The sequence below is a fragment of the Bradyrhizobium sp. NBAIM14 genome, assembly GCF_020193895.1.
GTDB classification, from domain to species: domain Bacteria; phylum Pseudomonadota; class Alphaproteobacteria; order Rhizobiales; family Xanthobacteraceae; genus Bradyrhizobium; species Bradyrhizobium yuanmingense.
Genome location: NZ_JADYVQ010000015.1, coordinates 14,189 through 34,244, shown reverse-complemented (window position 1 = coordinate 34,244; position 20,056 = coordinate 14,189). Strand labels below are relative to the sequence as shown.

At 65.7% G+C, this 20,056-nt stretch carries 18 protein-coding genes; 11 read left to right on the top strand and 7 right to left on the bottom strand.

The window, feature by feature from the left end; all coding sequences use genetic code 11:
• Positions 1-2: 2 nt before the first annotated feature.
• Entirely contained in the window at positions 3-1,148 is a 1,146-nt protein-coding gene (locus I6F28_RS27385; protein WP_225142239.1) for a DUF898 family protein, read from the bottom strand.
• A gap of 309 nt (positions 1,149-1,457) precedes the next feature.
• Between I6F28_RS27385 and I6F28_RS27380 the strand changes: the two genes are divergently transcribed.
• Both I6F28_RS27380 and I6F28_RS27375 read left to right on the top strand, forming a co-directional pair.
• Complete coding sequence (locus I6F28_RS27380; RefSeq protein ID WP_036009721.1) at positions 1,458-2,723, top strand: cytochrome P450; 1,266 nt, start codon at positions 1,458-1,460, stop codon at positions 2,721-2,723.
• 24 nt (positions 2,724-2,747) lie between these two features.
• Complete coding sequence (locus I6F28_RS27375; RefSeq protein ID WP_225142102.1) at positions 2,748-4,022, top strand: cytochrome P450; 1,275 nt, start codon at positions 2,748-2,750, stop codon at positions 4,020-4,022.
• A 230-nt stretch (positions 4,023-4,252) separates the two neighbouring features.
• Here the strand turns inward: I6F28_RS27375 and I6F28_RS27370 are convergent, their stop codons facing one another.
• A complete protein-coding gene (locus tag I6F28_RS27370) occupies positions 4,253-5,173 on the bottom strand; it encodes a LysR substrate-binding domain-containing protein (RefSeq protein WP_225129195.1) in 921 nt (306 codons plus the stop codon).
• Positions 5,174-5,299: 126 nt separating this feature from the next.
• On the opposite strand from I6F28_RS27370, the gene I6F28_RS27365 reads away from it, so the two are divergent.
• The 4 genes from I6F28_RS27365 to mdlC all read left to right on the top strand — a co-directional run bounded on the left by I6F28_RS27365 (position 5,300) and on the right by mdlC (position 10,213).
• Positions 5,300-6,469, top strand: a complete 1,170-nt coding sequence (locus I6F28_RS27365) for an acyl-CoA dehydrogenase family protein (protein ID WP_036028627.1) — start codon at positions 5,300-5,302, stop codon at positions 6,467-6,469.
• Positions 6,470-6,479: 10 nt separating this feature from the next.
• Entirely contained in the window at positions 6,480-7,583 is a 1,104-nt protein-coding gene (locus I6F28_RS27360) for a CaiB/BaiF CoA transferase family protein (protein WP_225142100.1), read from the top strand.
• Positions 7,584-7,597: 14 nt separating this feature from the next.
• Complete coding sequence (locus tag I6F28_RS27355) at positions 7,598-8,449, top strand: HTD2 family dehydratase (RefSeq protein ID WP_225142097.1); 852 nt, start codon at positions 7,598-7,600, stop codon at positions 8,447-8,449.
• A 141-nt stretch (positions 8,450-8,590) separates the two neighbouring features.
• Entirely contained in the window at positions 8,591-10,213 is a 1,623-nt protein-coding gene (gene mdlC, locus I6F28_RS27350) for a benzoylformate decarboxylase (protein WP_225142096.1), read from the top strand.
• A 96-nt stretch (positions 10,214-10,309) separates the two neighbouring features.
• Here the strand turns inward: mdlC and I6F28_RS27345 are convergent, their stop codons facing one another.
• Complete coding sequence (locus I6F28_RS27345; protein ID WP_225113922.1) at positions 10,310-11,086, bottom strand: SDR family NAD(P)-dependent oxidoreductase; 777 nt, start codon at positions 11,084-11,086, stop codon at positions 10,310-10,312.
• Positions 11,087-11,162: 76 nt separating this feature from the next.
• On the opposite strand from I6F28_RS27345, the gene I6F28_RS27340 reads away from it, so the two are divergent.
• Positions 11,163-11,621, top strand: coding sequence for a MarR family winged helix-turn-helix transcriptional regulator (locus I6F28_RS27340; RefSeq protein ID WP_109145220.1), 459 nt, complete (start codon positions 11,163-11,165; stop codon positions 11,619-11,621).
• A gap of 163 nt (positions 11,622-11,784) precedes the next feature.
• Here I6F28_RS27340 and I6F28_RS27335 read toward each other — a convergent pair whose 3' ends face one another.
• Together I6F28_RS27335 and trhA are read right to left on the bottom strand one after the other, a co-directional pair.
• Positions 11,785-12,579 (bottom strand): SDR family oxidoreductase, encoded by a 795-nt coding sequence (locus I6F28_RS27335; RefSeq protein WP_225142095.1) that lies wholly within the window; start codon positions 12,577-12,579, stop codon positions 11,785-11,787.
• A 44-nt stretch (positions 12,580-12,623) separates the two neighbouring features.
• Entirely contained in the window at positions 12,624-13,319 is a 696-nt protein-coding gene (trhA, locus tag I6F28_RS27330) for a PAQR family membrane homeostasis protein TrhA (protein ID WP_036009743.1), read from the bottom strand.
• A gap of 185 nt (positions 13,320-13,504) precedes the next feature.
• Here trhA and I6F28_RS27325 point away from each other — a divergent pair, with 185 nt between their 5' ends.
• A complete protein-coding gene (locus I6F28_RS27325; RefSeq protein WP_036028602.1) occupies positions 13,505-14,974 on the top strand; it encodes a YcjX family GTP-binding protein in 1,470 nt (489 codons plus the stop codon).
• A complete protein-coding gene (locus tag I6F28_RS27320) occupies positions 14,971-15,999 on the top strand; it encodes a YcjF family protein (RefSeq protein ID WP_225142092.1) in 1,029 nt (342 codons plus the stop codon). Before I6F28_RS27325 ends, I6F28_RS27320 begins: the two co-directional genes overlap by 4 nt.
• Positions 16,000-16,018: 19 nt before the next feature.
• Here the strand turns inward: I6F28_RS27320 and I6F28_RS27315 are convergent, their stop codons facing one another.
• Together I6F28_RS27315 and I6F28_RS27310 are read right to left on the bottom strand one after the other, a co-directional pair.
• A complete protein-coding gene (locus tag I6F28_RS27315) occupies positions 16,019-16,834 on the bottom strand; it encodes a DUF2927 domain-containing protein (protein ID WP_192893341.1) in 816 nt (271 codons plus the stop codon).
• Positions 16,835-16,905: 71 nt separating this feature from the next.
• Positions 16,906-17,484 carry a L,D-transpeptidase gene (locus I6F28_RS27310; RefSeq protein ID WP_036009766.1) on the bottom strand — a complete coding sequence of 193 codons (579 nt, stop codon included), beginning with the start codon at positions 17,482-17,484 and terminating at the stop codon, positions 16,906-16,908.
• Between the two features lie 260 nt (positions 17,485-17,744).
• Between I6F28_RS27310 and I6F28_RS27305 the strand changes: the two genes are divergently transcribed.
• Both I6F28_RS27305 and I6F28_RS27300 read left to right on the top strand, forming a co-directional pair.
• Entirely contained in the window at positions 17,745-19,292 is a 1,548-nt protein-coding gene (locus I6F28_RS27305; protein ID WP_225142090.1) for an acetolactate synthase large subunit, read from the top strand.
• Positions 19,293-19,445: 153 nt separating this feature from the next.
• Positions 19,446-19,964: a hypothetical protein gene (locus I6F28_RS27300; RefSeq protein WP_036009755.1), complete on the top strand. Its 519-nt coding sequence runs from the start codon at positions 19,446-19,448 to the stop codon at positions 19,962-19,964.
• Positions 19,965-20,056: the final 92 nt, after the last annotated feature.

Sequence of the window (20,056 nt, the reverse complement as noted above, 5' to 3'; positions counted from 1 at the left end):
GCTCAAAATCCTGCAACATCCAGTCCATCGGCAAAGCCTTCGCCGAGCGCGCCGGCAAGCTGACCGCTGCCGCGTACGTCCGCCGCGGCCGCGATGTCGTGCACCTCGACGGTCTCCAGCACCTTGGCCCAAAGATCGCGTTGAAGATAGACCCGCATGACGATGTTGATGGCAAGAGCGAGCGCGAAATAGCCGATCACCATCATCGCCACCATCGGGATGCTCTTCGTCGCATTGTCGCCGGCGAAGATCTCCTCGGCGGAAACGCCGGTGAGCGAGACGACCAGGAAGGCGCTGCCGCCCATATAGGCTGCGAACGCGACCGTGAGCAGCATCCACCAGCCGATCACTTTCCAATACAGGCCGTAGAAGGCATCATGAGGCAATTCCGAGGACAGGCTGACGCCACCGATGCGGATGCCGTCGAGCCACCAGCGCCATTCGCGCGCCTTGAACTCGGCATAGAAGAACGGTGCGAGCGGGAAGATGATCAGCGCGATCGGGCTGAGCAGCCAGAGCCACCAGCCGCGCTTGAAGAAGGTCCAGCCGTCGGCGTCGAAATCGCCGCGGAGATCGCCGTAATGGGTGTGCCGCATCTTGTAGCGTTCGAGCGCCGCCGCGCGCCAGGGCAGCGCGAGACCGAGCGTCAGGAGCACCAGCAAGCCCCATAGCATGGCGCGAAACGCGTAAGCCCAGCCGGAGCCGTCCATCCAGAAGCGGACGCCGCGCCAGACCGTGCGGGTCAGGCGGTAGCGCCGCGCGCGAAAAATCGCGAACTGGCCGAAGGCGTAGAAGGCGATGAATAGCGGCGTCGAGGCAAAGGCCTGCCAGCGCTCGAACTCGATGCCAATGAGAAAATAGGCGAGATAGATCGGCAACAGGATCGCGAGCGCGAACAGGAAGCCGACCAGGAGCTCCTTGGCCCGTCCGGTGTATTCGGCCGCATCGCCATCGATCGCGGTGTGCGTCCACAGATGACGGCGGATGTCGGTGACGAGCCAAAACCGGTAGAAGCCGAAGGTCACGAGCTCGAGCATGGCACCCTTGGTGACCATTTTGCGGAACTCGGAGCGGCTGCCGGAGAAATCGACCCGCGTCGCCGGCAGCGGCGGGGGCAAGGGTTCGGACCCGATCGGGGTCCATTGCATGTCGTTCACGGCGGCAACCTCGGGATGCGGATCTGTTCCGGCCAAACTATAGATCAGAGGTTAGTCGATCCCCAAGATGAGCGGGTTCGATTTAGCTCGATTCCAGCGGGTTTCTCGCACGATTCTCTGTCGTTCGGCGTGCGGGAGGTCACGTTCGCGTGGCGTCGTGACGATCGTGCAACGCGCTCGTGAAGGCTGGATGTGGCAAAACTCTCCCTTGCCCCGGCGCAGACAACCGGCTGTAATTGCAAATCAAATACCGCAGCGCAGAATTCAACGACGCGCGGTTCATATCCAGGGAGAACGGTCATGCATGGGACCATCGAAAGCGCGGCCAAGCTCGACGCCTTGCGCGAGCGCGCCATGTCGCTGCCGCTGGAGCAGTTCGATCCCGGCGACCCCGAATTGTTCAGAACCGATACGTTCTGGCCCTATTTCGACCGGCTGCGCCGCGAGGATCCCGTGCATTACTGCAAGGACTCGATGTTCGGGCCGTACTGGTCGGTGACGCGCTACAACGACATCATGGAGATCGAGACCAACCATGCGGTGTTCTCCTCGGCCTCCGCGCTCGGCGGCATCACCATCCGCGACATCGATCCGGATCTGCGCCGTGAGAGTTTCATCTCGATGGACCCGCCGCGCCATGCCGCCCAGCGCAAGACCGTGGCGCCGATGTTCACGCCGACACACCTGGACAATCTCGCCATCAACATCCGCAAGCGCTCGGCCGAGTGCCTGGACAATCTTCCCCGTGGCGAGGTGTTCGACTGGGTCGATCGCGTCTCGATCGAGCTCACGACGCAGATGCTGGCGGTGCTGTTCGACTTCCCCTGGGAGGATCGCCGCAAGCTGACGCGCTGGTCCGACGTCGCCACCACGATTCCCGGCCCGGACGGTCTCGTCGCCACCGAGGACGAGCGGATGGCCGAACTCGCCGAATGCGCGGCCTATTTCTCGAGGCTGTGGAAGGAGCGCATCGAACAGCCGCCGAAGAGCGACCTATTGTCGATGATGGCGCATGGCACTGCTACGCGCGACATGGATGCGAAGAACTTCCTCGGCAATCTTATCCTCCTGATCGTCGGCGGCAACGACACCACGCGCAACACCATGTCGGGCTCGCTTCTCGCGCTGAGCCAGCATCCGGAGCAATATCGCAAGCTGCGCGAGAACCCTGACCTGCTCGACAGTTTCGTGCCGGAGGTGATCCGCTGGCAGACGCCGCTCGCGCATATGCGCCGCACGGCGCTGTCCGATTTCGAGTTCCGCGGCAAGCAGATCAAGAAGGGTGACAAGGTCGTGATGTGGTACGTCTCGGGCAACCGCGACGAGGACGTGATCGACAGGCCCTACGAGTTCATCATCGACCGCGCCCGCCCGCGTACGCACCTGTCCTTCGGCTTCGGCATCCATCGCTGCGTCGGCCTGCGGCTCGCCGAGCTCCAGCTCAAGATTATTTGGGAGGAAATTCTCAAGCGGTTCGACCATATTGATGTGGTCGGCGAACCCACTCGGGTCTATTCGAGTTTTGTAAAGGGTATCGAAACGCTGCCGGTGAAGATTGCTGCGTGAGTCGAACGCAACGGAGCCACGATCATGAACATCCAAGCGCCGGTTAAAGTGGACAAGGCCGAACGCATGCGGAAGGCGCGCGAGGAGGCCTATGCGACGCCGTTGTCGCAATTCCACCCCGGCGCGCCCCGGCTGTTCCAGGACGACACGCTGTGGCCCTGGTTCGAGCGGCTGCGTAAGGAAGAGCCGGTGCATTACTGCACCAATGCGCCGATCGAGCCGTATTGGTCGGTGGTGAAGTACAACGACATCATGCATGTCGACACCAATCACGGCATCTTCTCCTCGGATTCCAAGCTCGGCGGCATCTCGATCCGCGACGTGCCGGAAGGCTACGACTATCCGAGCTTCATCGCGATGGACCAGCCCCGGCATTCGGCGCAGCGCAAGACGGTGTCGCCGATGTTCACGCCGACACACCTGGACGAGCTGGCAAAGCTGATCCGCCAGCGCTCGCAGACCGTGCTGGACAATCTGCCGCGCAACGAGACGTTCAACTTCGTCGAGCGCGTCTCCATCGAGCTGACCACGCAGATGCTGGCGACCCTGTTCGACTTCCCCTGGGAGGAGCGGCGCAAGTTGACGCGCTGGTCCGATGTTTCCACCGCGCTGCCCAAGAGCGGCATCGTCGCCAGCGCCGAAGAGCGCCGCCGCGAGATGGACGAGTGCTACGCCTACATGTCCAAGCTCTGGAACGAGCGTGTCAACTCCGCGCCGCGCAACGACCTGTTGTCGCTGATGGCCCACAACGAGGCCACGCGCCACATGGACCCCGACAACCTCATGGGCAACATCATCCTGCTCATCGTCGGCGGCAACGACACCACGCGCAACACCATGACCGGCTCGGTGCTGGCGCTGAACGAGAACCCGGAGCAGTACGACAAGCTGCGCGAAAATCCGGAGCTGATCGATTCCATGGTGCCGGAGGTGATCCGCTGGCAGACGCCGCTGGCGCATATGCGGCGTACTGCGCTCCAGGACACCGAGATCGGCGGCAAGCACATCAGGAAGGGCGACCGGGTCGTGATGTGGTACGTCTCCGGCAATCGCGACGAGGAGATGTTCGACAAGCCGGACGAGTTCATCATCGACCGCCCCCGCCCGCGCACGCACCTCTCCTTCGGCTTCGGCATCCACCGCTGCGTCGGCATGCGGCTCGCCGAGCTGCAGCTCAAGATCGTCTGGGAGGAGATGCTGAAGCGCTTCGACCGCATCGAGGTGGTCGGCGAGCCCAAGCGGATCTATTCGAGCTTCATCAAGGGATATGAGACGCTGCCGGTGCGGATTCCGGGCTGAGCTCTCTCCTACCGTCATTGCGAGGAGCGAAGCGACGAAGCAATCCAGACTGTCACCGCGGAGGGATTTCTGGATTGCTTCGCTGCGCTCGCAATGACGGGGTCCTGGACACACCTGCTCGTCACGCCCGCACCTGCAGGCACGGCACTCCCCCGCTATAGAATTCCGGCATGACAGCTCGCGCCAGATGCGAAGGCACGACCGCGCGCGGCTGTTCTACGACACGCCATCTAACTCAACCTGATGTCCCACACGCCTTCCTTGCGGCAGGCGGCGACTTCCTCGCGCAGCAGCGCGGTGATGGCGAGCGAGGCGGTCGAGGCCGGGCGGTCGATTGGAGAGGCAAAAATGAGCTCGCGCGTCATCGGCTTGGATACCGGTGCGGTTTCCAGCCGCCCGTCCGCGACCTCGCCATGGACCGAGGACGGTGGTAGCAGCGCGAAGCCGAGGCCCTCCTCGACCAGGCTCGTCAGCACGCGGAAGGAGTCCGCTTCCAGCTGGACGTCGAGCTTGATCTTGCGCTGGGCCGCAGCGTGCTCGATCAGCGCCCGAAGGCCGTGGGAATGAGAGGGCAGCACCAGCCGTTGCCGCAGCAGCCAGCCGATGTCGACGCTCTTCTTGCGCGCCAAGCCGCAGCCGCGCGGACCGACCGCGACGATGTTGTCGCGCCCCAGGCTCTGCACGTTGAGATGCAGGTCGGCCGAGCGGCCGTAGAGGATGGCGAGATCCATCTCGCCGCGATGCAGCCATTCGACCAGATGCCCGCTGTAGCTCTCGACGATGCGCAGCGAGATGCCGGGAAATTTTTCGACACAGCGCCGTGCAAAGCGCGCCGACAGCACGCAGCTCACGGTCGGAACCAGGCCGAGCACGACCTGGCCGGACGGCGGCCCCTTGGCCGACTGGATGTCGTCGCGGATCTGGTCGATCTGCCGCACGATGCCGGAGGTGCGTGCGAGCAGCAGGCGGCCGGCCTCGGTCAGCACCATGCCGCGGCCGTTGCGCGTGAAGAGTTCGGTGCGCAGCTCGTGTTCCAGGAGCTTGATCTGCCTGGAGAGCGCCGGCTGCGCCACGCGCAAGGTGTCGGAGGCCTTGGACAGGCTGCCGAGCTCCGCCACGCAACTGAAGGTCCTGAGCTGCCGGAAATCCATGCTTGCCAATCCTGGAAGGCTACTCCATACGCTATAACAAATGAGCATAGGGGGCGGGCATTGTTTTCACAACGCCCGTGGGTTGGCCGGCGTTATCTTTAACTGCCGCTGAGAATTGGAAACGCCATGAGTCAAGAACACCACGCCGAAGATTACGCCGACATCCGCGAGGCCGTAGCCAAGCTCTGCGCGCAGTTCCCCGGCGAATATTGGCGCAAGCTCGACCGCGAGATGGCCTACCCCAAGGCGTTCGTCGATGCGCTGACCGAGGCCGGATATCTCTCGGTGCTGATCCCCGAGGAATATGGCGGCGCGGGCCTAAAGCTGTCGGCGGCCGCGGCGATCCTGGAAGAGATCCAGCGCGCGGGCTGCAACGGCGGCGGCTGCCATGCCCAGATGTACACGATGGGCACGGTGCTCAGGCACGGCAATGCCGAGCAGAAGGCAAAATACCTGCCGAAAATCGCGAGCGGCGAGTTGCGCCTGCAGGCGTTCGGCGTCACCGAGCCGACCAGCGGCACCGACACCTCCTCGCTGAAGACGTTCGCGCGCAAGGACGGCAACGACAGCTACATCGTCAACGGCCAGAAGATCTGGACCAGCCGCGCCGAGCATTCCGATCTGATGGTGCTGCTGGCGCGCACCACGCCGAAGGACCAGGTCAAGAAGCGCACCGACGGACTGTCGGTGTTCATCGTCGACATGCGCGAGGCCAAGAACAACGGTCTCGAGATCCGCCCGATCCGCACCATGATGAACCACGCCACCACCGAAGTGTTCTTCACCGACATGAGGGTGCCGGCGGAGAATCTGATCGGCGAGGAAGGCAAGGGCTTTCGCTACATCCTCTCCGGCATGAATGCCGAGCGCATCCTGATCGCGGCCGAATGCGTCGGCGACGCCAAGTGGTTCATCGCGAAGGCGACGAACTACGCCAAGGAGCGCGCCGTGTTCGGCCGGCCGATCGGCCAGAATCAAGGCATCCAGTTTCCGATCGCAAAAGCCTACGCCTCGATGCGCGCGGCCGAGCTGATGGTGAAGGAAGCCACGCGCAAATACGAGGCCGGGCTCGATTGCGGCGCCGAGGCCAACATGGCCAAGATGCTGGCGGCGGATGCGTCCTGGGAAGCGGCGAACGCCTGCATCCAGACCCATGGCGGGTTCGGCTTTGCCGAGGAATACGACGTCGAGCGCAAGTTCCGCGAGACGCGGCTCTACCAGGTGGCGCCGATCTCGACCAACCTCGTGCTGTCCTTCGTCGCCGAGCACGTGCTCGGCATGCCGCGCTCGTACTGAGGTTGCGGCCATGGGAGCATTGGACGGGATCAGGGTGATTGCGGTCGAGCAGGCGGTGGCGGCGCCGTTCTGCTCCTCGCGCCTGGCGGATGCCGGCGCGGACGTGATCAAGATCGAGCGGCCCGAGGGCGATTTCGCCCGCGGCTATGACGCGGCGGCCAAGGGCCAGAGCAGCTATTTCGTCTGGCTCAATCGCGGCAAGCAATCGGCGGTGGTCGATCTCACCACGAAGGAAGGCCGCGCCGAGCTGGAGAAGCTGATCGCGAGTGCCGACGTGCTGATCCAGAACCTGAAACCCGGCTCGATGGACAAGCTCGGCTTCTCGCGCGAGCGGCTCTTGAAGGACTATCCCAAGCTGATCTCGTGCACCATCACCGGTTATGGTGACGAAGGTCCCTACGCCCACCGCAAGGCCTATGATCTCCTGATCCAGGCCGAGAGCGGGCTCGCCTCGATCACCGGCAATCCCGATGGCGCCTCGCGCGTCGGCATGTCGATCGTGGATGTTGCGACCGGCGCCACCGCGCATGCCGCGATCCTGGAGGCGCTGATCGCGCGCGGGCGCACCGGCAAGGGCGCCGACATCCGCATCTCCATGTTCGACGTGATGGCGGATTGGTGCACCGTGCCGCTGCTCAATGCCGAAGCCGGCAATCCGCCCAAGCGCATGGGCCTGCGCCATCCCTCGATCGCGCCCTATGGCGTGTTCACCTCCAAGGACGGCAAGGACATCCTGATCTCGATCCAGAGCGAGCGCGAGTGGAAGACGCTCTGCGCGAAGGTGCTGGATCAGCCGGACCTGCCGGCCGATCCCCGCGTCGCCAACATGGTCGAGCGCGTGCGCAACCGCGACTTCACCGACACGACGGTGGCCGACATCTTCGGCAGGATGACGCGCGACGAGCTGTTGAAGCGGCTCTCGGACGCCGACATCGCATTCGCCGAGGTCAACACCATGGCCGACCTCGCCAACCATCCGCATCTGCGGCGGATCGAGGTCGACACGCCGAACGGCCGCGTCAGCTATCCCGCGCCGGCGCCGATCATCGTCGGCGAGACGCGCAGCTACGGCGCCGTGCCCGCCATTGGCGAAAAGCCCCAATCCAAGACGTGAGAGAGCGAGGCGTCATGACCGAGAAGCTCGACATCGATCATCTCAGGCAATGGATCGGCCGCAGCCAGGAGGCCACCGACATCGTCACCGCGCAGCTCGTGAAGGGCCTGCGCGCGACGCTGTTCCAGGAGATCGGCGAGCCCAAGGCGGGCGACGCTGCGCCGTTCACGGTGCACTGGTGCCTGGCGCAGCCGGTGTTTCCGATGTCGATGCTCGGTCCGGACGGCCACCCGACCCGCGGCGGCTTCCTGCCGCCGGTGCCGCTGCCGCGCCGGATGTGGGCCGGCGGCGAGATCGAGTTCTTGCAGCCCTTGCGCGTCGGCGATGAATCGACGCGGACTTCGCGCATTGCCGACGTGCAGGTGAAATCAGGATCGACCGGCACGCTGTGCTTCGTCTCGGTCGAGCACAGCATCTCCTCGCCGAGGGGCACGGCGATCCGCGAGCGGCAGGACATCGTCTATCGCGAGATGACCGGCGGCGCGCCGGCTGGCGGCAAGGCGTCGCCTCCGCCGCCGCGGGCGCAGCATCGCGAAACGCATGTGTCGGATCCCGTGCTGCTGTTTCGCTATTCCGCGCTGACCTTCAACGGCCACCGCATCCATTACGACCGCGACTACGTCACTGAGGTCGAGGGCTATCCGGGCCTGATCTTCCACGGTCCACTACAGGCAGCGCTGATCGTCGAGATGGCGGCCAAGCTTCGTGGCGGCAAGGCGCCGAAGAAGTTTTCGTATCGCGGCGTGCAGCCGCTATTCGAAGGCACGGAGTTCTCGGTCAACGCCAACGAGACTGAGGCGGGCATGGAGCTGTGGACCGCGAACGCGGAGGGGCAGCCGACGATGAAGGGCACGGCGGTGTGGTGATAGTCTCTCCTCGTCATTGCGAGGAGCGAAGCGACGAAGCAATCCAGACTGCCTCTGCGGAGAGATTCTGGATTGCTTCGCTTCGCTCGCAATGACGGGTGGGGCTGCTACGTTCAATCAATAAACGCAGGGACGGAAACCATGGCCAGGAACGGCAAGACCGGCACCAAGCCCGTCACCGTGAAGCAGGCGACGCTCAACCTTCTGCGCGCCTTCGGCATCGACAGGGTGTTCGGCAACCCTGGTTCGACCGAGCTGCCGTTCCTGAGCGACTGGCCCGACGATCTCGACTACGTGCTGGCGCTGCAGGAAGCTTCCGCCGTCGGCATGGCCGATGGTTATGCGCAGGCGACGCGCAATGCCGGCTTCGTCAACCTGCATTCGGCGGCCGGCGTCGGCAACGCGCTCGGCAACATCTACACCGCGCATCGCAACCAGACCCCGCTAGTGATCACCGCAGGCCAGCAGGCGCGCTCGATCCTGCCCTTGCAGGCGTTTCTCTATGCCGAGCGCGCCTCCGAGTTTCCGCGGCCTTATGTGAAATACAGCGTCGAGCCGGCAAGGCCGGAGGACGTGCCCGCCGCGATCGCGCGGGCCTATTACACCGCGATGCAGCCGCCGTGCGGGCCGACCTTCGTGTCGATCCCGATCGACGACTGGGCCCATGCCTGCGCACCGGTCGAGGCGCGCAGGGTCAGCCGCGAGATCGGCCCTGAGCTGGAGCCGATGAAGGCGCTGATTGCGGCGCTCGCCTCAAGCAAACACCCCGCGCTCGTCGTCGGCCCGGGCGTCGATCGCGCCGGCGCGGTGGATCTGATGGTGCGCGTCGCCGAGAAGAGCAAGGCGAGCGTCTGGGTCAGCCCGTTCTCGGCACGCTGCTCGTTCCCCGAGCGGCATCCGCAATTCGCGGGCTTTCTGCATGCCTCGCCGGCGCAACTGTCCGACGCGCTGCGCGAGCACGATGTCGTCATCGTCATCGGCGCGCCGGTGTTCACCTTCCATGTCGAGGGCCATGCCACGATCTTCGACCGCGGCGCGACCATCTTCCAGATCACGGATGACGCGGATGCCGCCGCGGTGACGCCATCAGGCACCAGCATCATCGCGACGATGGAGCCGGCGCTGAGCCTGCTGCTCGACCTGCTGCCGGAGAGCAAGCGCGCGGCGCCAAAAGGCCGCACGCTGCCGCCGGCGCCGCAGCCCGCCGATCCGCTGCCGGTCGAATTCCTGCTGCATTCGCTGTCGCAGGCAATGCCGGATGATGCATCACTTGTCGAGGAAGTGCCCTCGCACCGGCCGGCGATGCAAAAATTCCTGCCGATGCGCGGCCAGGACAGTTTCTACACCATGTCGAGCGGCGGCCTCGGCTATTCTCTGCCCGCCGCCGTCGGTATGGCGCTCGGCAAGCCGAAGCAGCGCACGGTGTGCCTGATCGGCGACGGCTCGGCGATGTATTCGATCCAGGCGCTCTGGACCGCCGTGCAGCGCAAGCTGCCGCTCACCGTCGTGGTCATCAACAATTCCGGCTACGGCGCGATGCGCTCGTTCAGCCAGGTCATGCAGGTGCGCAACGTGCCGGGGCTGGAGCTGCCGGGGATCGATTTCGTCCGGCTTGCCGAGGGCATGGGCTGCCGTGCGGTGCGGGTGACGAAGGCTGCGGAGCTGGGCGAAGCGCTGAAGCGCGGCATGGCGTATGCGGGCACGAGCCTCGTTGAGGTCGTCGTGGATTCCGCAGTGCCTGTGCTGTACGGGCAGAAGCATTGACCGTGTCGTAGCCCGGATGGAGCGCAGCGTAATCCGGGAATCCTGCCACAGGCGAGTCGGCCCTGGATTGCGCTGAGCTCCATCCAGGCTACGACATCACGACGCCAAAAAACCTCCGTCGGCCGCGAGCACATGCCCGACGACATACGACGACGCATCCGACGACAGCCACACCACGGCCTCGGCGACCTCCTCCGGGCTGCCCATCCGCCGCAGCGGCAGGCCTGCGCTGACCGTCGCCACATCGCCGACGCCGGCGCGCAGCATCATGTCTGTGACGACGCGGCCGGGCGCGATCGCATTGATGCGAATGCCGCGCGGCGCGTTCTCCATCGCCGCCGAGCGCGTCAGCGAGATCGCGGCGGCCTTTGAGGCCGAGTAGAGCGAAAAGCCTGGATTGGGATTGCGCACCCCGCTGACGGAGGTGTTGACGACGATGCTGCCGCGCCCCTGCGCCAGCATCGCCGGCAATTGATGGCGCAGGCAGAGGAACAGCGCGCGGACATTGGTGTCGAACACGCTGTCGTAGATCTCCGTGCCCTGCTCCTCCAGCGGCGCGCGGCGCTCCTGGAAGCCGGCATTGTTGAAGGCAACGTCGAGCCGGCCGCAGCGCCCGACGGCTGTGCCGACGAGGCGCGCGACCTCGTCTTCCTTCGTGATGTCGGTCTGAAGCGCGATCGCCTCCGTGCCGAGCCCGCGGCACGCGGCGGCGGTGGCCTCGATCTCGGCCTCGCGCCGGCCGGCGACGACGATCGCTTCCGCCCCTTCGGCCGCCATCCTCAGCGCCGTTGCGCGCCCGATGCCGCTGCCGCCGCCCGTGATCAGGCAGACCTTGCCGCTCATGCGCTGACCGGTCGGCAAGGCTTCGCTCATGGTCCACTCCAAACACTTGCGCGCGCCGTTGCGCCCATATAGTTGTATGATACAACTATATGGGTCGAGTCAAGCCATGGCCGAGCTTTCGCTGATTGACGACATCCGCGCCGCCTCGCGCCTGATGGTGCGCGAACTCGGCTTCATGGACGCCACGGTGGCGGCCTCGGGCTATCCGCCCTCGGCGGTCCACACCATCCTGGAGATCGGCATTCGTGGCCCCATGACGTCGGGCGAGCTCGGCGATTTCCTGCGGCTGGAGAAATCCAGCGTCAGCCGTCTGGTGCGCAAGCTGATCGATTGCGGCGAGCTCAAGGAGACGCCGGACGAGGCGGATGCGCGCAGCAAGCTGCTGTCGCTGACGGCGAAGGGCCGGCGCACGCTGGAGGCCCTCCACGCGTTCGGCCGGCAGCAGGTCCGCGGCGCGCTGGCGGCGCTGACGCCGGCCGAGCAGCGCACGGTGTGCGAGGGCATGATGCTCTATGCGCAGGCGCTGCGCGCGAGCCGGGTGGGGGAGACGGTGGCGGTGGTGTGATGCGCGAGGTTGCTGAAGCTGCTTCTACACGCTCGGTGTCATCGCCCGCGAAGGCGGGCGATCCAGTACTCTGAGACGGTTGTGGTTGAGCCGACAGGGGCGGCATACTGGATGCCCCGCCTCCGCGGGGCATGACAGCGTCTAGCGTGGGAGCACCTAACGGTCACTTCCCGAACTCCTCCCGCATCTTCGCCTGGATCTTGGCCATGCCGCCGATCCAGCGGTCGTAATTTTCGGTCTTCTTGCGCATGTAGCCGAGCACTTGCGGGTGCGGCAGGATCAGGAACGTCTCCTGCTCGAGGCCGGCGAGCACGTCTTTCGCCACTTGCTCGGGCGTCAGGTCGCCGTCGCCGGATTGCGGGCCCTTGGGAATCGAGCGCAGCATGTTGGTGTCGACACCCTGCGGACACAGGATCGAGACCTTGATGTTGTGGGCCTTGTGCGAGATCGCGAGATTCTCGGCAAAACCGACCGCCGCGTGCTTCGTCGTCGAATAGGCCGGGCTGCCGACCTGCGACAGCAGGCCCGCGGCCGAGATGGTGTTGAGGAAATAGCCGCCGCCGCGCGCCCTCATCCGAGGGACGAGATGCCGCGCCGCATAGACATGCGCCATGACGTGGATCGCCCAGCTGCGCTGCCACGGCTCGTCGGAAGCGCCGCCGGCATTCTCCGACATCGGGTCGAAGCCGCCGCCGATGCCGGCGTTGGAACAGAACAGCGCGATCGGGCCGAACTGCCGCTCGGTCTCCTCGATGACGTGGACGATGTCCTTTTCCTGCGCGACGTCGCATTTGAACGCGGCGCCATCGACCATGGCCGCGACCGCTCGCGCATTGGCCGCGTCCATGTCCGCGACCACGACCTTGGCCGCACCCGCATTGTGAAAGGCCTCGCACAGCGCCTTGCCGATGCCGTTTGCGCCGCCCGTGACGACCACGACCTTGCCGGTCACCTTCATGCGACGTCTCCTCTCGTCTTCTTATACCGCTTCGCGGAAACTTCTCAGCTCAACACGAGGTCGAGCACCGCGGTATAATGACATGCCGCGCCGGCCAAGACAAAGCCGTGCCAGATCGCATTCTGAAAGCGCAGCCGCCGCCAGGCGTGGAAGATCACGCCGAAGCTGTAGAGCAGGCCGCCGGCAAGAATGAAGCCCAGCACCAGCGTGGGCAACGCCCTGACCACGGCATCGTAGAGCATCATGCCGCTCCAGCCCATCGCGAGATAGATGCCGACCGAGACGCGGTCGAACCGGCCGGGATAGAGCAGCTTCAGCACGATGCCGAGGATTGCGACGCACCAGACGCCGGCCAGCAGCACCAACGCGAACACGCTGTCCTTCAGCTCCAGGATGAACGGCGTGTAGGTCGCGGCGATCAAGAGATAGATCGCGGAATGGTCGAAGCGGCGCAGCAGCCATTTGGCCGGCGAGACCGGCCAGAGATTATAGGTCGCCGACAGCACCAGCATCGAGAGCAGGCCGGCGACATAGACGGAGACGCCGACGATGTCGGTGGCGTCGGCATAGACCGCCGTCAGCACCACCAGCACCGTCGCGGCAATGATGCCCGCGAGCACGCCGATCCCGTGGACGATGCCGTCGGCGATCAGCTCGGCGCGATCGTAGTCCCAGCCGATCGCGTCGGCTGCGGCGTGGACGGAAGAGGATGCAAGCTGCTTCAACTGGAAGACGGTCATGGCAATCCGCAAAGGCTCGAGGCAATGCCCTCTAGATGGGTGTTTCAGGACCGGCGGGTCGTTCAAACGGCTGATTTGCCGAGAAAGGCGGTGGAAGTATGAAAGCTTGAATTTCTTCAGGCAATTGCCACTTTTGTGACTAATCCGTTTTGCGTATCCCTCGCCCGAGATCCCCTCACGTTCATATGGCATTCAGTTTCCAGGATATGGTCGAGGAAGCGCGGCTGTCGGCGCGGGCGCTGATCGACTATGGCGAGCACTTCTTCAACCCGACGGTGCGGCTTGGTGTCACCGGTCTGTCGCGCGCCGGTAAGACCGTATTCATCACCGCGCTGATCCATGGACTGACGCGTGGCGGCAGGTTTCCGGTGTTCGAGGCCTACGCCTCGGGCCGGATCGCGCGGGCGCACCTGGCGCCGCAGCCGGACGATGCCGTGCCGCGCTTTGCATATGAGAGCCATCTGCGCGCGCTGATCGAGGAACGGCGCTGGCCGAGCTCGACCATGGACATCAGCGAGCTCAGGCTCGTGATCGACTACCAGCGCCCGAACGGCGCCGACCGCACGCTGACGCTCGACATCGTCGACTATCCCGGCGAATGGCTGCTGGACCTGCCGCTGCTCCACAAGAGCTACGAGCAATGGTCGGCGGAGAGCCTGGCGCTGTCGCGCGAGGCGCCGCGTGCGCATCTCGCGGCCGAGTGGCACAGTCATCTCGCGACGCTCAAGCCCGAAGCGCGCGAGGACGAGCAGGCGACGCTGACGGCCGCAAAGCTCTTCACCGATTATCTGCGCGCCTGCCGCGACGAGCGGTTTGCGATGAGCCTGTTGCCGCCCGGTCGCTTCCTGATGCCCGGCAATCTCGCCGATACGCCGGCGCTGACCTTTGCGCCGCTGGACGTGCCTGCGGGCGGGCAGGCGGGTGAGGGATCGCTGTGGGCGATGATGGTGCGGCGCTTCGAAGCTTACAAGGACGTCGTGGTGCGGCCGTTCTTCCGCGATCATTTCGCGCGGCTCGACCGTCAGATTGTGCTGGCCGATGCGCTCGCCGCGTTCAACTCCGGCCCCGAGGCGCTGCGCGATCTCGAAGCCGCGCTCGCCGGCATTCTCGACTGCTTCAACACCGGCCGCAGCACGATCCTCTCCAGCCTGTTCCGGCCGCGCATCGACCGCATCCTGTTCGCCGCGACCAAGGCGGATCATCTGCATCATTCCAGTCACGACCGGCTCGAGGCGGTGCTGCGCCGCGCCGTCTCGCGCGCGGTCGCGCGCGCGGAAAACACCGGCGCGGCGATCGACGTCGTCGCGCTCGCCGCCGTGCGCGCCACGCGCGAAGCGCAGGTGGCGCATGGCCGTGACAAGCTGCCGTCGATCCTGGGAACACCCGCCGCGGGCGAAAGCGCCGGCGGCGAGTTCTTCGACGGCAACACCGAGGTTGCGACCTTTCCGGGCGATCTTCCGCTCGATCCCGAACCGCTGTTCAATGGGACGGATGCGTTCCGCGGGCTCGCGTCGGAGGCGGCCGGGAACAGCGATTTCCGCTTCCTGCGCTTCCGCCCGCCGAAGCTTGAACGCGAGGGTGCCGACGAGCCGACGCTGCCACACATCCGCCTCGACCGTGCCTTGCAGTTCCTGATCGGAGACAAGCTGTCATGACCGAGCGATCCAAGCCACGGCGGCCGGCGACGTTCCGGCTCGACGATCCCGGCGTCGTCGTCGCCGAGGCCGACGAGACCGGCCGTCTCGGTCGCGCCACCATCCAGATCACGCCGGAGCCCGACCCGGCGATGCTGCCGGTGCCGGTGCACGCCGCAGTCCCGGCGCGGCGCGGCTTTCCCTGGGGCACGCTGTTCTGGTCGGGGCTCGCCGGATTGACGCTGCTCGGTACCGGGCTCGGCGTGGTGCATCTGGTCGAGGATCTGTTCGCGCGCAGCCAGACGCTCGGCTTCGTTGGACTTGCCTTCGCCGCCGTCACCGCGCTGGCGCTTGCGGTGGTGATCGGGCGCGAGGCGTTCGGTCTCGCGCGTCTTGCGACCATCGAGAAGCTGCACCAGCGCGCAGCTTCCGTGCTGGCCAGCGACGATCGCAAGGAGAGCCGGGTCATCGTCCAGGACCTGCTCAAGATCGCGCACCAGAACCCGCAGCTGGCGCGCGCCCGCGCGACGCTGGAGAGCCACGCCGGCGAGATCATCGACGGCGCCGACATGATCCGCCTCGCCGAGCGCGAGCTGATGTCGCCGCTGGACGCCGAGGCGCGGCGGCTGGTGTCGTCAGCGGCGCAAAAGGTCTCGATCGTGACGGCGGTGAGCCCGCGCGCCGCCATCGACGTGCTGTTCGTGTTCGTGGCGGCGCTGCGCCTGATCCGCCAGCTCGCTTATCTCTATGGCGGCCGTCCCGGCGCGCTCGGCATGATCCGCCTGCTTCGCCACGTCATCGCTCATCTCGCCATCACCGGCGGCATGGCCGCGAGCGACAGCCTGGTGCAGCAGATGCTCGGCCACGGCATCGCGGCGAAGCTGTCGCAGCGCCTGGGTGAAGGCGTGCTGAACGGGCTGCTGACGGCACGGCTGGGATTGGCCGCGATCGATGTGACGCGGCCGCTGCCGTTCGCGGCCCTGCCGCCGCCGAAGCTGTCGGATCTGGCGACGGATCTGCTGCGGAAGAAGGACGCCGACGAGTAGATCGCTCCCTTGGACCGCCTCACTCCTTCAGATTATTCGCCCGCTTCACCCAGGCGCGCACGTCCTTGAGGACGGCGGGAAGCACGGCCTTGACCTCCGCCACGGTCATGCCCGCCTTGATCCGGGGATCGTACAGCAGGTTGAGGATGTACTGGTCGTAGACGTCGAAATAGCCCATCGAGACGTTGTCGTTGAACATGGTCCAGGGCACGCTCGTGGTGTCGTTGATCGGTCCGAGCGATTGCAGCAGCTCCTCATAGGCGCAGTCGAGGAAGGTGAAATCGCCGTTGTCGACGGTGAGGATGACGTCGGAATGCTCGATCTCGAAATTGTCGTTCTTGCGGAAGCCGGACAGGCATTGCGGATCGAGCGAGGAGCGGATCTCGCGCGCCTTCTCGGCGCCGTAGAAGCTCGAGATGGTGCGGAAGAGATCGCGGTCGCGCACCAGCTTCACGCGCACATTCGCCGCTTCGTTGGTGTCGATCATGGCGATGTCGAGATGCTGCACGCGCTTGCCGATGTCAGCCACGACCTTGGCGAGCTGCGTCTTGCGATCCTCGCGGTCGCTCTCGGCGTAGACGCGTACCGGCCCGTCGAACTTGCGGATGCGGTCGACGCGGCCGGCAAGATGGTATTCGGCGCCGAATGCCGTCTTCAGGAAGCCTTCAATGATCTCGCCGTCGGTGAAGCTCTTCTTCTCGGCGCGCTGGCGCGAGGACACCGCGGGCAGCTCGGCGGCGGCAGCCATGGGTGCGATGTCAGGCGCGCAGGCGAGCGTCGCGAGGGCCAGCAGGGCGAAGCGAAAGCCGGGCGAGGGCGGGACGAATGCGCTCATCGTGCTGTGACGCTGCCGCATTCGCCCCGCGTGCACAAGAGCGCAAATTCACGCGCCGCGCGGGTTCCTGGTCAGTTGTTCAGCACCACCACCGGGGTGCCGATCGAGACGCGGCTATAGAGGTCGGTGACGTCGTCGTTGGTCATGCGGAAGCAGCCCGAGGAGACGGCCTGACCGATCGTCTCCGGCTCGTTGGAGCCGTGGATGCGGTACAGCGTCGAGCCCAGATACATGGCGCGGGCGCCGAGCGGGTTGTCGATGCCGCCCTTCATGTGGCGCGGCAGGTCCGGCCGGCGCGCCAGCATCTGCGAGGGCGGCGTCCAGTCCGGCCATTCCCTCTTGGCGGTGATCCTGTGCACCCCGGCCCAGCGGAAGCCGTCGCGGCCGACGCCGATGCCGTAGCGCAGCGCCTGCCCGTTCCCGAGCACCAAATAGAGCCGCCGCTCGGCGGTGTTCACCACGACGGTGCCCGGGGCGTAGCTGCCGTTATACATGACGGTGGTGCGGGGGATCGGGCTCGCGCCGCCGCGGCCGATATAGCTGGTGGAACTGGTGCCCGTGAAGTCTATCATCCCCGTCGCGGACGCGTCGGCTGCGCCAGCCAGCAGCAGCGCCATTGCGGCCATCGGTGCGGCAAAAAACCGGATCATCATCTCCCCCAGAAAAAAAATCGATTCAACCGGACCCAGAGGCCATATTTGCGCGCGTTTCGCAAGCCACGGGCCCGTGAGGGTCGCATCGTTAACGACTGACGTTACCAAATCGCAACTGCGCCAATTTGCTGGAAAGCGTTAGCCAAACCGGCGTCTCACCACGCGGGGCAGGGCCGCAATGCCCGCTATTGCTTTGACGCGCCGCGCGAACAATGATTGACCGAATGGATCACTGGCAGGTTGCGGGAGCAGACAGAATGAACGGTGCGGAAAGCCTGGTGCGGACGATGGTCAAGGGCGGGGTGGACGTCTGCTTCACCAACCCCGGCACCTCCGAGATGCATTTCGTCGCGGCGCTCGACCGTGTCCCCGGCATGCGCTGCGTGCTCGGCCTGTTCGAAGGCGTGGTGACGGGCGCGGCCGACGGCTATTTCCGCATGAAGGGCACGCCGGCCTCGACCCTGCTGCATCTCGGCCCCGGCCTCGCCAACGGCCTTGCCAATCTGCACAATGCCAAGAAGGCCAATTCCGGCATCGTCAACATCGTCGGCCAGCACGCCGTCTACCACATCGGCTACAACGCGCCGCTGACCTCCGACATCGAGGGCCTGGCCCGGCCGATGTCGTCCTGGGTCCGCACCTCGCCGGATGCCAAATCGGTCGCCGCGGACGGCGCCGCCGCCATTGCCGCCGCGAAAAGTGCGCCGCCGCAGATCGCCACCCTGATCCTGCCCGCCGACACCGCCTGGAACGAGGCCGACGGCATCGCCGAGGTTCCGGCCGAGCAGCAGCGCGCCAGCTATTCGCCGCAGGCGGTCGAGCAGGCCGCAAAGATCCTGCATGGCGACGGCGAAGGCACGCTGCTCCTGATGACCGGCAGCGCGCTGAGCGCGCAGGGTCTGGCGCTGGCCGAGCGCATCGCCGGCAAGACCGGCTGCACCGTGATGGGCCCGACCTTCCGTCCGAAGATGGCGCGCGGCCGTGGCCGTTTCTCGATCGACCGCATCCACTACGTCATCGATCAAGCCCTGCCGATGCTGGCGAAATTCCGTCACATCGTGCTGGTCGAGTCCGACGACCCCGTGGCGTTCTTCGCCTATCCGAACAAGCCGAGCATGCTCAAGCCGCAGGGCTGCGAGGTGCATCGCATGACCTCCTGGGGCGAGAATTCGGTCGCCGCGCTCGAGGCACTCGCCGGCGCCGTGAAGGCCAGCGCCAGGGACGTCAAGCCGCAGGCTCTGGCTGAGCTGGTCAAGCCGACCGGCGCGCTCACCTTCGCCTCGATCGCGCAGGCCATTGCCTGTGCGATCCCCGAGAACGCGATCATGGTCGACGAATCCCTCACCACCGGCCGCGGCTTCTTCCCGCCGACGGCGGCGGCCGCCCCGCACGACTGGCTGCAGAACATGGGCGGCTCGATCGGCTTCTCGACGCCGCTGTCGATCGGTGCCGCGATCGCCTGCCCGGACCGCAAGGTGATCACCATGGTCGGCGACGGCAGCGCGATGTACACGATCCAGTCGCTGTGGACCCACGCACGCGAGAACCTCGATATCGTCACCATCGTGTTCGCCAACCGCATCTACCAGATCCTGCGCGGCGAGTTCGACAATGTCGGCGCCGGCGAGCCCGGCCAGCGCGCCAACGACATGCTCCGCCTCGACCGCCCGACCCTGGACTTCGTGGCGCTGGCCAAGGGCATGGGCGTTCCCGGCCGCGCCGTCACCAATGCCGACGAGTTCAACAAGGCACTGGCAGAGGCCGTCGCCGAGCCCGGCCCGCGCCTGATCGAAGTTCAGATGTAGACCGGACCGATTGCGCCGCGAATTCCGGTCTCATGTAGCCCGGATGGAGCGTAGCGTAATCCGGGGCTGGTGTGTTTTGCGAGAGTCCCGGATTGCGCTACGCTTCATCCGGGCTACCAACTTTGGCGCGCACGTGATGGGCCCGGAGGCACGATGCAGACCGAGCTGAACAAGGTGATCGCGGCTGTCAGGGACTTCTACGCCCACGAGGGCTTCCTGTTCGAGAAGGACGTCGGCGAGCGGGCGGTCACGCACCGTTTCGCCGTGCATCTGGAGAAGCAGTTTTCGGGCTGGTCGGTCGACTGCAATTACGACCGGCTCGGCGAGCGCACGCTGCATCTGCCGCACGGCACCATCATCTCGACCGACGACCATCTCGGTAAGTCGATCTACCCCGATGTCGTCGTGCATCAGCGCGAGATCCCGAACAATTTGCTCGCCGTGGAGATCCGCAAGGCGAGCAACCACACGCCGCTCGATCACGACCAGCACAAGCTGCGGGCGCTGACCGACGTCCATGTCTGGTTTCCCTATTGGATCGGCCTGCTCCTGGTGCTGGACAGGCAACATGTGACGATGTCGGAGGTCTATGTCAGCGGTGCCGTCGACGAGCCGCTGTCACGCTGGTTCGCCTCGCGACTGGAGGAGACCGGCCGCGCAGCTCGCGCATAGCCGAGCGCGCCATTGCGCACCTGCGCACGCTGCGAGGTCGTGAGGCAGACCATGCCGGGAGTGTGACCCCCACCACAGTTCCGGCGTGCGAT